Here is a 13,425-nt window from a genome sequence, read left to right on the forward strand (position 1 = left end):
ACGGCGTCGCCGTCGTGTGCCGCCTCGCGCGGTGCACCAGGGAATTTCAGGAGGCGCAGATGAGCACCAATCCGCGCAGTCGCAAGCTCCGCCCGGTTCCCGATGAAGAGCCACGGCTGATCTTCCGGACCATTCACGGATACCGGCGGGCGTTCCGCATGGCCGGTGAAGGACCGGTCCTGTTGTTGATCCACGGGATCGGCGACAACTCCGAGACGTGGAACGAGGTGATCCCGCACCTCGCGAAGAACTACACCGTCATCGCTCCGGATCTGCTCGGGCACGGTCGCTCGGACAAGCCCCGTGCCGACTACTCCGTCGCCGCGTACGCCAACGGCATGCGTGACCTGCTCTCGGTGCTGGGCATCGAACACGTGACCGTCGTCGGACACTCACTGGGCGGCGGGGTCGCCATGCAGTTCGCCTACCAGTTCCCGGGCATGGTCGACAGGTTGGCTCTGGTGTCCTCCGGTGGCGTCACCAAGGACGTTCATCCCCTTCTTCGACTGGCATCCATGCCGTTTCTCAGCGAGGCGGTCAAACTGCTCCGCCTGCCCGGTGCCATCCCCGCGGTGAAGTTGGCGGGCAGCCTCCTGAGCACACTGCACAGCTCTCCCCTGCGTCCCGGGTCGCTCCTGCACGACACTCCGGATCTGATCCGAGTGCTGAGCGAGCTTCCGGCCCCGACGACGTACGAGGCGTATCTGCGGACCCTGCGCGCCGTCGTGGACTGGCGCGGCCAGGTGGTCACGATGCTGGACCGGTGTTACCTGACCGAGAATCTGCCGGTGCTGCTCGTCTGGGGTGATCAGGACTCGGTGATTCCGGTCAGTCATGCGCACCTCGCTCATTCGGCCATGCCCGGTTCCACATTGGAGGTGTTCGAGAATTCCGGACATTTTCCGTTCCGAGACGACCCGATGCGCTTCCTGCAGGTCGTGGAGGATTTCATCGATTCCACCCCGTCGTTGACGTTCGACGAAGTGCGGTGGCGCAACCTGCTCATCACCGGTGTCGGCGAGGACATGATCACCGGCAGCGCGAGTACGAGACTGGCAGTGCTCGGAGCCATGGGCTCGGACGAACGCAGCGCCACCTGACGCATCGACGGACCCCGCCCGGCGCGGTGTCGATGCGGGTCCGGCCGTCGATCCCACATAGCCTGTAGAGGTGCTTCTCACCGAACTGATTCCCGATACCGCCGCCGCTCGGTCCGACGGCGTCGACCCGGACGTCCTGTTCGACACGTTCACCACCTGGACTGCCGATCGCGGTCTGACCCTGTATCCCGCGCAGGAGGAAGCTCTCATCGAGCTGGTCTCCGGCTCCAACGTCATCCTCGCGACGCCGACCGGATCGGGTAAGTCGATGGTGGCCATCGGAGCTCACTACGCCGCGATGGCCGCGGGCATACGCAGCTTCTACACCGCGCCGATCAAGGCACTGGTCAGCGAGAAGTTCTTCGCTCTGTGCGAGATCTTCGGTGCTCAGAACGTCGGCATGATGACGGGCGACGCGTCGGTCAATTCCGGAGCCCCGATCATCTGCGCCACCGCCGAGATCGTCGCGAACCTCGCCCTGCGTCAGGGCCGCGGCTCCGACATCGGCCAGGTGATCATGGACGAGTTCCACTACTACTCCGAGCCCGATCGAGGGTGGGCCTGGCAGGTGCCGTTGATCGAACTGCCGCACGCCCAGTTCCTGTTGATGTCCGCGACCCTGGGCGATGTCTCGTTCTTCCGGGACGATCTGACCCGGCGCACCGGACGCACGACCACCGTCGTCTCGGGCTCCGAACGTCCGGTTCCACTGATGTTCTCGTACGTCACCACTCCGATCAGCGAGACCATCGAAGAACTGGTGGAAACGCATCTCGCGCCGGTGTACGTCGTACATTTCACACAGGCCGCGGCACTCGAACGAGCCCAGGCGCTGACGAGCGTCAATGTCGCGTCCAAGCAGGAGAAGGCCGAGATCGCCGAGGCCATCGGCGCCTTTCGCTTCACCACAGGTTTCGGGAAGACCCTGTCGAGACTGGTTCGGCACGGCATCGGGGTGCACCACGCCGGCATGCTTCCCAAGTATCGACGGTTGGTCGAGAAGCTGGCGCAGGACGGTCTGCTCAAGGTGATCTGTGGAACGGACACGTTGGGGGTGGGCATCAACGTTCCCATTCGCACGGTGTTGTTCACCGGACTGACCAAGTACGACGGCATCCGCACCCGCAAGCTTCGGGCCCGCGAGTTCCATCAGATCGCGGGACGCGCGGGCCGAGCCGGCTACGACACCCTCGGCACCGTCGTGGTGGAGGCCCCCGAACACGACATCGAGAACGCGCGTCTGGTGGCCAAGGCCGGCGACGATCCGAAGAAGCTCAAGCGTGTGCAGCGCAAGAAGGCACCCGACGGTTTCGTCTCGTGGGGTGAGCCGACATTCGAGCGGATCATCGCCGCCAGCCCGGAGCCGCTCACGTCCCGGTTCTCGGTGAGCAACGCGATGTTGCTCAATGTCATTGCCCGGCCGGGCAATTGCTTTCATGCCATGCGACACCTGCTCGAGGACAATCACGAGACCCGGCCCGCTCAGCGCAAGCACATCCTACGGGCGCTCTCGCTCTACCGTGGTCTGGTCGATGCGGGCATCGTCGAGCAACTCGACGAGCCGGACGCCGACGGTCGACATGCTCGACTGACGGTGGACCTGCAACCGGATTTCGCGCTCAATCAGCCGCTGTCGACGTTCGCGGTCGCGTCCTTCGACCTGCTGGACGCCGAATCACCGACCCATGCCCTCGATGTGGTGTCGATCATCGAGTCGACCCTCGACGATCCCCGTCAGATCCTCATGGCACAGCAGCACGCCGCGCGCGGCGAAGCGGTGTCGCAGATGAAGGCCGACGGCATCGAGTACGACGAGAGAATGGAGCTGCTCGAGGAGGTCACGTGGCCGAAACCTCTTGCAGAGCTGCTCGTTCCGGCATTCGAGATCTACCGCGGCACCCATCCGTGGCTCTCCGAGGTCGGTCTGTCGCCCAAGTCCGTGGTCCGCGACATGGTCGAGCGCGCGATGACGTTCGCAGAATTGATCAGCCACTACGGTCTGATGCGGTCCGAGGGACTCGTCCTGCGGTATCTCGCCGACGCCTATCGCACACTGCGCCAGACGGTTCCGCCGGAGTCTCGAACCGAAGAGGTACAGGACATCACCGAGTGGCTGGGTGAGCTCGTTCGGCAGGTGGATTCGAGCCTGCTCGACGAGTGGGAGAACCTCACCGATCCCGGTGCCGAGCCGGAAGCGCTCGTGGAGGCGTACGGATCCGACGTGCCGCGTCCGATCTCGGCCAACCCGCGAGCCTTCCGAATCCTCGCGCGCAACGCGATCTTCCGCCGCGTGGACCTGGCGGCGCGCCGACAGTGGGACACGCTCGACGACCTCGACGACGGCCCGGACTGGGAGGCCGAACTCGAACCGTTCTTCGCCGAATACGGCTCGATCGGAACCGGCCCGTCGGCCCGTGGCCCCGCATTGTTCACCCTGAACGTCGGTGCGGAGTCCACGACGGTGCGTCAGGTGTTGGAGGACCCCGACGGGGACCATGGCTGGTCGCTCGACGCCGTCGTCGATGTGCCCGAGTCCGATGCGGCAGGCGAGATCGTGTTCGACGAGATCGTGATCACGCCCGGCTGAGGCCACCTTCGTGGCCGGCACGAACCTCGGTGGCGAGAAGACTTGCCAGCGCCCGGTATTCGGCCGAGCGTGCACTCGTGGATCGGTGCACGAGACCGATCGTGCGGCCGGGAGCCGGGTGTGCGAATTCCGCGGTGGACAGGCCCGCACGAGCGACCTCGACCTCGACGGCGCTGCGCGGCAGCAGCGTCAGACCCAGCCCGCCTGCAACGCACTGCACCACCGTGGTCAACGACGCCGCCCGGGTAGCGCTCGCGTCGGGCGCGATGTCGACCGAGCGGCACAGGTCGAGGGTCTGCTCGCGCAGGCAGTGCCCCTCGTCGAGCAGGAGCAGAGGCAGGCCTCGGAGGTCGGCGACGTCCAGATCCCGCCGCCCCGCCAGTGGGTGCTCGGCAGGTAACGCGAGCACGAAATCCTCGGTGTACATGGATATTTCGATCAATCTCGGGTCGGCGAGGGGCAGCGCGAGAACGGCGACGTCGAGGTCACCGGAGCGGAGTGCGTCCAGCAGTCGGGCGGTGTGATCCTCCACTATCCTCGGCACGAGGTCGGGATACTCGGCGCGTACGGCCGGGAGTACTGCCGGCAGCACGTACGGTGCCACGGTCGGAATGATTCCGAGCCTGATACCACCGGTCAGGTGGCCACCCAATCCTGCTGCGGTAGCGACGAATCCGTCCACCGCGTCCAGTGCCGCGGTGGCCCGAGCGAGCAACTGACCGCCGGCAGGCGTCAACAACACCCGGCGAGTGCTGCGCTCGATCAGCTGCACCCCCAGCCCCTGCTCGAGCGCAGCAAGAGCCTGCGACAGCGAAGGCTGGGTGATACTCAGTTGCGCTGCGGCAGAACCGAAGTGGCGATGACGTGCGATCGCCGCGAAAGCCCGCAGATGCGACAGGGTCGGCTGATAGCTTCGATCGGTCACGCCTATCAGTGTAGTGCCACTCATCACGTTTACCTTTGACCACACTTTTGGCACACTCGTACCGGTCGGCCGGGCTCGTACGGCTGCATTCACGCCACCGACCCCGAACCGCTCACATACGGAACCGACGCGATCATTCGACACGAGGAGACCACATGGCACTGTTGACAATTGGCGACCAGTTCCCTTCATACAACCTGACCGCCGTCATCGGCGGAGACCTGTCCAAGGTGAACGCTCAGCAGCCCGACGATTACTTCACCACCGTCACCAGTGACGATCATGCAGGCAAGTGGCGCATCGTCTTCTTCTGGCCCAAGGACTTCACGTTCGTGTGCCCCACCGAGATCGCCGCGTTCGGCAAGCTGAACGAGGAGTTCGAGGACCGTGACGCACAGGTCCTCGGTGCGTCGGTGGACAACGAGTTCGTCCACTTCCAGTGGCGGGCACAGCACGACGAGCTCAAGACCCTCCCGTTCCCGATGCTGTCGGATCTCAAGCGTGAATTGGCTGCTGCCACGGGTGTTCTCAACGCCGATGGTGTCGCGGACCGCGCCACGTTCATCGTCGACCCCAACAACGAGATCCAGTTCGTGTCGGTCACGGCAGGCTCGGTGGGCCGCAACGTCGACGAGGTCCTTCGAGTTCTCGATGCCCTGCAGTCCGACGAGCTCTGCGCCTGCAACTGGAAGAAGGGTGATCCCACCATCGACGCAGGCGAACTGCTGACGGCGAGCGTCTGACATGACGATCGACAACCTCAAGAACGCCGTCCCCGAGTACGCCAAGGACCTCAAGCTCAATCTCGGTTCCATCGCCCGTTCCACGGTGCTCAGCGAGCAGCAGCTGTGGGGCACGCTGCTGTCGGTGGCGGCAGCGTCGAAGTCCGCGACGACGTTGAAGGAGATCGCCGAGGACGCTGCCGATTCACTGTCGGCCGAGGCGTACAACGCGGCACTCGGTGCGGCGTCGATCATGGGCATGAACAACGTCTTCTACCGAACCAAGGGATACCTCGGCGGCAAGTACGACGATCTGCGCGCCGGCCTGCGCATGAACATCATCGGCAACCCTGGCGTGGACAAGGCCGACTTCGAGCTGTGGTCGCTCGCGGTGTCGGCCGTCAACGGGTGCAACCACTGCCTGGAGGCACACGAGAAGACCCTGCGCGCCGAGGGCGTCGACCGCGAGAAGATCTTCGAGGCCATCCGTGCCGCGTCGATCGTCGCAGGTGTCGCGCAGGCGATCGAAACAGGGCGAATCCTCGACGGTGCCGCCGTCTGAGCGTCGTCTCGCACTGTTCACCGAACGAGGGATCCGCGGCCGCGGGTCCCTCGTTCGGCGTTCGGTACCATCCGGGCATGGCTACCGACGTCTCCGTCGTACGAGTGTTCACCGATGCCGACGGCAGGTTCGGCAACCCCCTCGGCATCGTGGCCGCGGGCGACGTGGACGAGGCCGACAGGCAGCAGTTCGCCGCCGAGCTCGGCTTCAGCGAGACGGTGTTCGTCGATCGCACCGAGTCCGGTACGGCCTCGGCGACCATTCACACCCCCGCCGTGGAGCTGCCCTTCGCCGGACATCCCACGGTCGGACTCTCGTGGTGGCTCCGCGAGCAGGGACATCCCGTCGACGTGCTCACCGTCCCTGCCGGACCGTTGCGCATCCGCTACGACGGCGAGCACACCTGGGTTCGCGCTCGCGCCGACTGGACTCCGCAGTTCACCTTCCATCGGGTTCACGATGCGGCCGAGGTGGCGGCAGCCGATCCGAGTGCCTACGACAGTGGGCACCACTACGTCTGGGCCTGGACCGACGAGGAACACGGCACGCTGCGATCGCGCATGTTCGCACCGATGATGGGTATCGCCGAGGACGAGGCGACCGGTGCTGCCGCCGTCCGGCTGACCGGTGAACTCGGCCGGAGCCTGAACATCGTGCAGGGAGCCGGATCTCGGTTGCGCACCACCATCGGCGACGGCTGGGTGGAACTGGGCGGACGCACCGAGGCGGACGCGTCGATCAGCGTGTGACGGGTACGTCCACTTCGATTTCCTCGCCGAGACGAACTCCGTCGGCCAGTGGCAGTCGGTCGCCGCTCCAGAACTTTCCCGGGTCGAACCAGTTGGCTTTCTTGTTGCCCGTGAGCAGACCCATCGCGTCGTAGGTCATGGCGACCACCTCGGCGCAGTAGGCGGTTTCGAGTGCCGCTCCCTCGCGTCGGTTGCGACGCAGTGCGGGGACTCGGCCCCGGAACCACCGACCGGCGAGCGCCGCAGTGGTCGGGAACGCGGTTCCGTCCATGCGGGCGATCGTGCGCAGCAGGGCGTCCTCCTGCGCAGTCGTCACGGACTCGTCCAATTGCCGCAGCCAACAACGCTGTTCGTACTTCGTGGCCCACTGGGTGACGGCCGCACGCAGATCGTGCAGCTGAACCCCGCGTTGGAAATTTCCGCTCCACATGTCCTGCAACGACTTTCCCAGTTCGGCGTGCCACATCAGCGGAGGCAGGTCGTCGATCACGACGGCCATTCCGACGTGGTTGACGGGACTGTTGGTCAGTGCCTGGATAGCGCGATCGGCGTTCGACTGTCCGCGGAAGATCCAGATGTCGCCCGTTCTGGTGGCCTCGACTGCAGTATCGAGGCTGATTCGCGACGGATTCATGGTCCACACCCTAGATCTCGTGACGGTACGGTGGCCGGATGAACGTGTGGAAGGCCCTCGGTCTCGCCGGGATGGTCGGTGTCGCGGCCACCGGGGCGTTGGTGGTCCGATCCGAACGCAAGCGTCGCGCATACGCGCCCGAGGAAGTACGAGATCGGCTGCACCGGCGCTTCGCCGCCGTCCCCGACGAGCCGCAGCCCGCAGCTGCTGCCCCGCGCTCACGCGGACAGCAGCTGCGCAGCAGGCTCCGGTTCAGCCGAGCGCGCTGAGGATTCGCGCGGCCAGCTCTTCGATCTCGGCATTCGTCATGACGAATGCCGGCGAGATCTGCATCGCACCCTGACCGGCCGCGCGACTGGACACACCGTGCGCTCGAAGCGTCTTGACGAAGGGCAATGCCTCGGCCGGGTCGGCGAGCTGCACGGCGGCAACCGCACCGATTCCGCTCCGGATCTCCGAGACCCTCTCGTGTGCGGCCAACGGCGCGAGGTGGGTGTGCAACGCCGCCTCGATGCGCTTCGAGTGTGACAGCAGTTCCTCGCGCTCGATGATGTCGAGGTTGGCCATCGCGGCCGCGGCCGCTCCGGCATGGCCACCGTAGGTGTACCCGTGCCGCCACCACACGCCGCCCGCGAAGAACGGCTCGGCGATCGTCGGGGCGATGAACACCGCACCCATCGGTACGTATCCGGACGTGAGCCCCTTGGCGGTGGTCATCAGATCCGGTTCGAGCTCGAATCGAGTGGAGGCGAACCAACTGCCGCCGATACGGCCGAATCCGGTGACGACCTCGTCCGCGACGAACAGTACGTCGTTGTCGCGGCAGATCTGCCGCACCTCGCGCAGGTAGCCCTCCGGTGGGAGGTATATGCCGCCGGCACCGATCACGGGCTCGCAGAAGAATGCGGCCACGTTCTCGGCACCGACCTCCTCGATCAGTGCCAGCAGCGACTTCGCGTCGTCCCACGCCACCGTTCGGGCGTCGGACATGAGCTCGCCGTAGTGCTCCTTGTTCACCGGAATGCCGGCCAGCGCTGTTCCCGCGACGTGCATCCCGTGGTAGGCCTTCTGCCGGCCGACGATCAGTGTCTTGCTCGGTCGACCCATTTCGACCCAGTAGCGCCGGGCGAGTTTCGCGGCGGTGTCGATGGAGTCCGAGCCACCCGAGGTGAAGAAGATCTTGCTGCCCGGTACCGGGGCGATCGCCGCGAGACGATCGGCGAGTGCCAGTGTGGTCTCGGGTACGAAGTCACCGAAGTTCGAGTAGTGGGCGATCGAGCTCAACTGCGTCGCAACGGCGTCGGCGATCTCCCGACGGCCGTGGCCGACGTTGGTGAACCACAGGCCCGCGGTGGCGTCGAGGTATTCGGTACCCGCGTGGTCGTAGATGTAGGCACCTTCACCGCGGGAGACGACGAACGGGCCGCTGGTCGTGACGGCTCCCATGTCGGCGAAACCGTGCCAGAGCGCGGAAGAGTGTGTGGTTCCGGTGGCAGAAGACATGCGGTACACAGTAGTCACGTGGTTCCGGCCGAGCCCGATCCGTACCTCCACCGTCCGGCGATCCTCCCGAGTGCACCGACCGCGAGAGCCATCAACGCGAAGGCGACGGTGAGAACGAGCAGGCCGATGGCGAGCGCGAGGTAGCCCTGGACGCGTGGGTCGAGGAACGGATAGGGATACCAGTCGACAACGGGCCCACGGACGAGGGTGTAGATCCCGTAGAGAAGCGGAAACAGCAGCCATGTCAGGCTGCGCGATTCCGAGATCTGCCGTCGCGGTGGCGTGAGGATCCAGTCGATCAGCAGGACGATGGGCATGATGCGGTGCACCACGTTGTTCGTCCACGGATCCGCCACGCCCACATCGATGTTGGCGAGCAGTACGGCGTAGATGATTCCGGTGATGACCATGTAGAGGGTGACGGCACCCCGAACGAGCTGCCAGTGCGCCGCGCGTGGATCGACGACGCCGCCGACCAGCAGCACCAGCACCGTCAGCACGTTGCTCATGACGGTGAAGTAGCTGAAGTAGTTGGCCAGCGAGAACGTCGTGGAGGCGAGACCGTCCAGGACGATCGAGATCAGTGCCGAGGCGGTGAGCGCCGCGAACAGTACGCGCAACGTCCTGATCGGTACGGGAGTGCGCGGCTGGACCATCACATCCTGCGAGATGCTCATGTGGCGATCCTGGCACAGTCACGACCTGCATTCGGTGGCACTGCCGAAACCGATATCCTGGGTGAAGTATGTCTACCTCGAACCCGTCCGTTCAGCGTCGCGCTCTCGCCACACGTCTGGCCCAGGTCACCATCCGCGACGAGAACCGGCTGCGGCGGCGATTGGACAATGCGCGTACCGACGACGCGTTCGCCGCACTCGACCGCGACATCACCCGCGCCGAGACCGTGGTCGCCAACCGCCGCGCTGCAGTGCCCAAGCTCGAATTCCCCGAGTCACTTCCGGTCAGTCTTCGCAAGGACGACATCGCCGCGGCCATCGCCGAGCACCAGGTGGTGATCGTCGCCGGCGAGACCGGCTCCGGCAAGACCACTCAGATCCCCAAGATCTGCCTCGAACTGGGGCGCGGGATCCGGGGCTCGATCGGTCACACACAGCCCCGTCGACTCGCCGCTCGCACCGTCGCCGAACGCATCGCCGAGGAGGTGGGTGAACCACTGGGTGAATCCATCGGCTACAAGGTGAGATTCACCGATCAGTCCTCGGATGCGACCCTCGTCAAGCTGATGACCGACGGCATCCTGCTGGCGGAGATCCAGCGAGACCGGCTGCTCCGCCAGTACGACACCCTGATCATCGACGAGGCCCACGAGCGCAGCCTCAACATCGATTTCATCCTGGGCTACCTCGCGCAGCTCCTCCCCCGCCGACCCGACCTGAAGATCGTCATCACCTCGGCGACGATCGATCCCGAGCGTTTCGCTCGGCACTTCGCGCGCGACGGCGTGCCCGCGCCGATCATCGAGGTCTCCGGCCGCACGTTCCCGGTCGAGATGCGCTACCGGCCACTGACCGTCGACGCCGGGGACACCACGATCGATCTCGACCCCGTCGACGCGACGTGCCAGGCCGTCGACGAGTTGATAGCCGAGGGCGACGGTGACATTCTGGTGTTCCTGTCCGGTGAGCGCGAGATTCGCGACACCGCCGACGCCTTGAACGACCGAAATCTGCGCAACACCGAGATCGTTCCACTCTATGCGAGACTCTCTGCGGCCGAACAACATCGAGTGTTCTCCCCGCACTCGGGCAGGCGCGTGGTGCTCTCGACGAACGTTGCGGAAACATCGCTGACGGTCCCCGGAATCCGCTACGTGGTCGACCCGGGTACCGCCCGCATCTCGCGATACTCGTTGCGTACCAAGGTTCAACGCCTTCCCATCGAGCCGATCTCCCAGGCATCGGCTCGGCAGCGGGCCGGCCGCTGCGGCCGCGTTGCCGACGGCATCTGCATCCGGCTGTACTCGGAAGAAGATTTCGAGTCGCGTCCGCAGTTCACCGAGCCGGAGATTCTGCGTACCAACCTGGCGTCGGTGATCCTTCAGATGACCGCACTCGGGCTGGGCAAGATCGACGCGTTCCCGTTCGTCGAACCACCCGATCCGCGGAGCATCCGAGACGGAATCGGACTGCTCGAAGAGCTCGGGGCACTGAAGCCTGCCACCAAGGACGGCACCGCGGAGCTCACCCACATCGGCCGGGAACTCTCGGCGCTTCCGGTCGATCCACGGATGGCGCGAATGCTGGTCGAGGCCAACGGCAACGGGTCTCTCCGCGATGCGTTGGTGGTCGTTGCCGCGCTGTCGATCCAGGACGTTCGGGAGCGGCCGGCAGAGCATCAGCAGGCGTCGGACGAGAAGCATGCGCGCTTCGCGGTGGAGAACTCCGACTTCCTCGCGTACGTGAAGCTGTGGACCTATTTGCGCGAACAGCGGAACGAGTTGTCCTCCAACCAGTTCCGCCGTATGTGCCGCACCGAGTTCCTGCACTACCTACGTATTCGCGAGTGGCAGGATCTGCACGGTCAGCTACGTCAGATCACCCGTGGACTCGGGTGGACGGTTCCCGACGCCGACTCCACCGAGACCGCGCTGCATCAGTCGCTGCTGTCCGGACTGCTCTCGCACATCGGGCTCCGGGAGGGTGACAAGCGTGAGTTCCTCGGCGCGCGTGGGGCTCACTTCGCAATCTTCCCCGGGTCGGGTCTGTTCAAGAAGCCCCCGCGCTGGGTCATGGCCGCCGAATTGGTCGAGACCGGACGCCTGTGGGGCCGGATGGCTGCGCGCATCGAGCCCGAGTGGGCCGAGCGGTTGGCGCCGCACCTGGTCAAGCGGACGTACTCGGAGCCGCACTGGTCCATCAAACGGGAATCGGCGATGGCCTACGAACGGGTGACGCTCTACGGCATTCCGTTGGTGACGCAACGTCCGGTGAACTATCACCGCATCGACGCCGAGGCGTCTCGAGAGCTGTTCATCAGACATGCGCTGGTGGAGGGTGAATGGAAGACCCAGCACGCGTTCTTCCACAAGAACCGGGCGCTGCTCGACGACGTGGGTGAACTCGAACATCGCGCTCGGCGACGAGACATCGTGGTCGACGACGACGCTCTCTTCGACTTCTACGACGCACGTATCGCCCCGGAGGCGGTGTCGGCGCGACACTTCGACACCTGGTGGAAGAAGGCACGCAGACAGGACCCGCACCTACTCGACTTCACCACCGACACCGTCGTCAACTCCGACGCAGCCTCGGTACTGACCGGCGCGTATCCCGACGCATGGCGACAGGGCGAGATCCAATTCCCACTGACGTATCAGTTCGAGCCGGGCACCGCGGCCGACGGAGTCACCGCGCGCATTCCGATCGCGCTGCTCGCTCAGGTACAGCCGGTGGGCTTCGACTGGCTGGTCCCGGGAATGCGCGGCGAGCTGGTCACCGCATTGATCAAGACGCTGCCGAAGGCACTGCGGCGCAACGTGGTTCCGGCTCCCGACTTCGCGGCCGCGGCGTTGGCGGCCATGAAGCCGCGCGCGGAAACTCTGGTGACGGCGTTGGCCCGTGAGTTGTCCCGGGCTGCCCGGTGCGACATCACGGCGAAGGACTTCGACCCCGCCGCGCTGCCCGAGCATCTGAAGATGACGTTCGCGGCCGTCGACCCGTCCGGAAAGGTGCTGGGCAGCAACAAGGATCTGACTGCTCTTCGGACGAGCCTGTCGGGTGAGGTCGGCCGTCAGGTGGCGAGCGCGGTCGGCGACGCGGAGCGCGCACCCTCTCTGGCCTGGACCTCCGGCACGCTGGGTCGGTTGGAGCCGACGGTGACTCGGCAGGTCGGTGGACAGAAGGTCACCGGCTATCCGGCGCTGGTTCCGGAAGGACCCGGCGTCGCGGTGCGGGTCCTCAGCACCCCCGCCGAGGCGCGGGCGGCAATGCGCTCGGGAACCAGAACTCTGCTTCTGTCGACGGCTCCGAAGGGCACCAAGGCATTGCTGGCCGGCCTACCGACCACGGAACGTCTTGCACTGGGCCAGAATCCGTACGGTGGAGTCGACGCACTCCTCGAGGAGTGCCGAGTACTTGCGGTCGAAGAGGCCATGGATGCGCACGGAGGACCGGTCCGGGATCCCGATGCCTTCGAGAAACTGAGGGCACTCGTCAACGCCGAGGTTCCGCAGCGCACCGCTGCGGTCCTGGCGTTGGTTCGCCCGGTGTTGACCGCCGCCCTGGCGCTGTCCGCGCAACTTCAGTCCTCCTCGGGCGAGCCGGCGGACGATGTTCGGGAACAGTTCGACGGCTTGATCTTTCGAGGGTTCGTCACCGAATTCGGCTCTCGCAGACTCGCAGACCTGCCGCGCTACCTCGCCGCGGCGACCAAGCGGTTGGCGACGCTGCCGAGCAGTGCAGGCCGGGACGCGGCTGCGATGGACGTGCTCGATCGGGTGTACGCCTCGTACGGGCGACTGTTGGATTCGCTGCCGGAGAGCAGAAAGAACAGCTCCGGGGTACAGGAACTGTTCTGGATGATCGAGGAGTTGCGCGTCGGACTGTTCGCGCAGGGCATTCGCACGGCATACCCGGTGTCGGAGAAGCGCATCGAGAAGGCGATCTCGGACCAGCGTCGCTGAT

Annotated in this window: 11 protein-coding genes; 7 read left to right on the forward strand and 4 right to left on the reverse strand. The window is 65.5% G+C overall.

Going from position 1 to position 13,425, the window contains the following annotated elements; all coding sequences use genetic code 11:
• The first annotated feature begins 59 nt into the window (after positions 1-59).
• Positions 60-1,100 carry an alpha/beta fold hydrolase gene (locus CH273_RS19930; RefSeq protein ID WP_032398408.1) on the forward strand — a complete coding sequence of 347 codons (1,041 nt, stop codon included), beginning with the start codon at positions 60-62 and terminating at the stop codon, positions 1,098-1,100.
• 70 nt (positions 1,101-1,170) lie between these two features.
• Positions 1,171-3,687 carry a DEAD/DEAH box helicase gene (locus tag CH273_RS19935; RefSeq protein WP_032397908.1) on the forward strand — a complete coding sequence of 839 codons (2,517 nt, stop codon included), beginning with the start codon at positions 1,171-1,173 and terminating at the stop codon, positions 3,685-3,687.
• Here CH273_RS19935 and CH273_RS19940 read toward each other — a convergent pair.
• Entirely contained in the window at positions 3,674-4,612 is a 939-nt protein-coding gene (locus CH273_RS19940; RefSeq protein ID WP_032397907.1) for a hydrogen peroxide-inducible genes activator, read from the reverse strand. The genes CH273_RS19935 and CH273_RS19940 overlap by 14 nt on opposite strands.
• Positions 4,613-4,767: 155 nt before the next feature.
• Between CH273_RS19940 and CH273_RS19945 the strand changes: the two genes are divergently transcribed.
• From CH273_RS19945 to CH273_RS19955, 3 genes are all read left to right on the forward strand, one after another.
• Positions 4,768-5,355, forward strand: coding sequence for a peroxiredoxin (locus CH273_RS19945; RefSeq protein WP_032397906.1), 588 nt, complete (start codon positions 4,768-4,770; stop codon positions 5,353-5,355).
• A gap of 1 nt (position 5,356) precedes the next feature.
• Positions 5,357-5,896, forward strand: coding sequence for a carboxymuconolactone decarboxylase family protein (locus CH273_RS19950; protein ID WP_032397905.1), 540 nt, complete (start codon positions 5,357-5,359; stop codon positions 5,894-5,896).
• A gap of 77 nt (positions 5,897-5,973) precedes the next feature.
• Complete coding sequence (locus CH273_RS19955; RefSeq protein ID WP_032397904.1) at positions 5,974-6,645, forward strand: PhzF family phenazine biosynthesis protein; 672 nt, start codon at positions 5,974-5,976, stop codon at positions 6,643-6,645.
• On the opposite strand, the gene CH273_RS19960 is transcribed toward CH273_RS19955, so the two are convergent.
• On the reverse strand, positions 6,635-7,279 hold the full coding sequence (locus CH273_RS19960) for a hypothetical protein (RefSeq protein ID WP_032397903.1): 645 nt from the start codon (positions 7,277-7,279) through the stop codon (positions 6,635-6,637). The genes CH273_RS19955 and CH273_RS19960 overlap by 11 nt on opposite strands.
• Before the next feature lie 38 nt (positions 7,280-7,317).
• On the opposite strand from CH273_RS19960, the gene CH273_RS19965 reads away from it, so the two are divergent.
• Positions 7,318-7,548, forward strand: a complete 231-nt coding sequence (locus CH273_RS19965) for a hypothetical protein (RefSeq protein ID WP_032397902.1) — start codon at positions 7,318-7,320, stop codon at positions 7,546-7,548.
• Here the strand turns inward: CH273_RS19965 and CH273_RS19970 are convergent.
• A complete protein-coding gene (locus CH273_RS19970; RefSeq protein ID WP_032397901.1) occupies positions 7,532-8,782 on the reverse strand; it encodes an aminotransferase family protein in 1,251 nt (416 codons plus the stop codon). The genes CH273_RS19965 and CH273_RS19970 overlap by 17 nt on opposite strands.
• A gap of 14 nt (positions 8,783-8,796) precedes the next feature.
• Positions 8,797-9,459 carry a Pr6Pr family membrane protein gene (locus CH273_RS19975; protein ID WP_230597011.1) on the reverse strand — a complete coding sequence of 221 codons (663 nt, stop codon included), beginning with the start codon at positions 9,457-9,459 and terminating at the stop codon, positions 8,797-8,799.
• Positions 9,460-9,527: 68 nt separating this feature from the next.
• Here CH273_RS19975 and hrpA point away from each other — a divergent pair, with 68 nt between their 5' ends.
• Complete coding sequence (gene hrpA / locus CH273_RS19980; protein ID WP_032397900.1) at positions 9,528-13,424, forward strand: ATP-dependent RNA helicase HrpA; 3,897 nt, start codon at positions 9,528-9,530, stop codon at positions 13,422-13,424.
• Position 13,425 lies beyond the last annotated feature (1 nt).

Origin of the sequence: Rhodococcus sp. 05-339-2 (assembly GCF_002258965.1) — a bacterium.
Classification (GTDB): Bacteria; Actinomycetota; Actinomycetes; order Mycobacteriales; family Mycobacteriaceae; genus Rhodococcoides.

Coding starts and splice junctions, on each gene's coding strand:
- CH273_RS19955 (WP_032397904.1), top strand. CDS start 5,974: ATGGCTACCGACGTCTCCGTCGTACGAGTGTTCACCGATGCCGACGGC.
- CH273_RS19960 (WP_032397903.1), bottom strand. CDS start 7,279: ATGAATCCGTCGCGAATCAGCCTCGATACTGCAGTCGAGGCCACCAGA.
- CH273_RS19970 (WP_032397901.1), bottom strand. CDS start 8,782: ATGTCTTCTGCCACCGGAACCACACACTCTTCCGCGCTCTGGCACGGT.
- hrpA (WP_032397900.1), top strand. CDS start 9,528: ATGTCTACCTCGAACCCGTCCGTTCAGCGTCGCGCTCTCGCCACACGT.
- CH273_RS19945 (WP_032397906.1), top strand. CDS start 4,768: ATGGCACTGTTGACAATTGGCGACCAGTTCCCTTCATACAACCTGACC.
- CH273_RS19975 (WP_230597011.1), bottom strand. CDS start 9,459: ATGAGCATCTCGCAGGATGTGATGGTCCAGCCGCGCACTCCCGTACCG.
- CH273_RS19950 (WP_032397905.1), top strand. CDS start 5,357: ATGACGATCGACAACCTCAAGAACGCCGTCCCCGAGTACGCCAAGGAC.
- CH273_RS19930 (WP_032398408.1), top strand. CDS start 60: ATGAGCACCAATCCGCGCAGTCGCAAGCTCCGCCCGGTTCCCGATGAA.
- CH273_RS19965 (WP_032397902.1), top strand. CDS start 7,318: ATGAACGTGTGGAAGGCCCTCGGTCTCGCCGGGATGGTCGGTGTCGCG.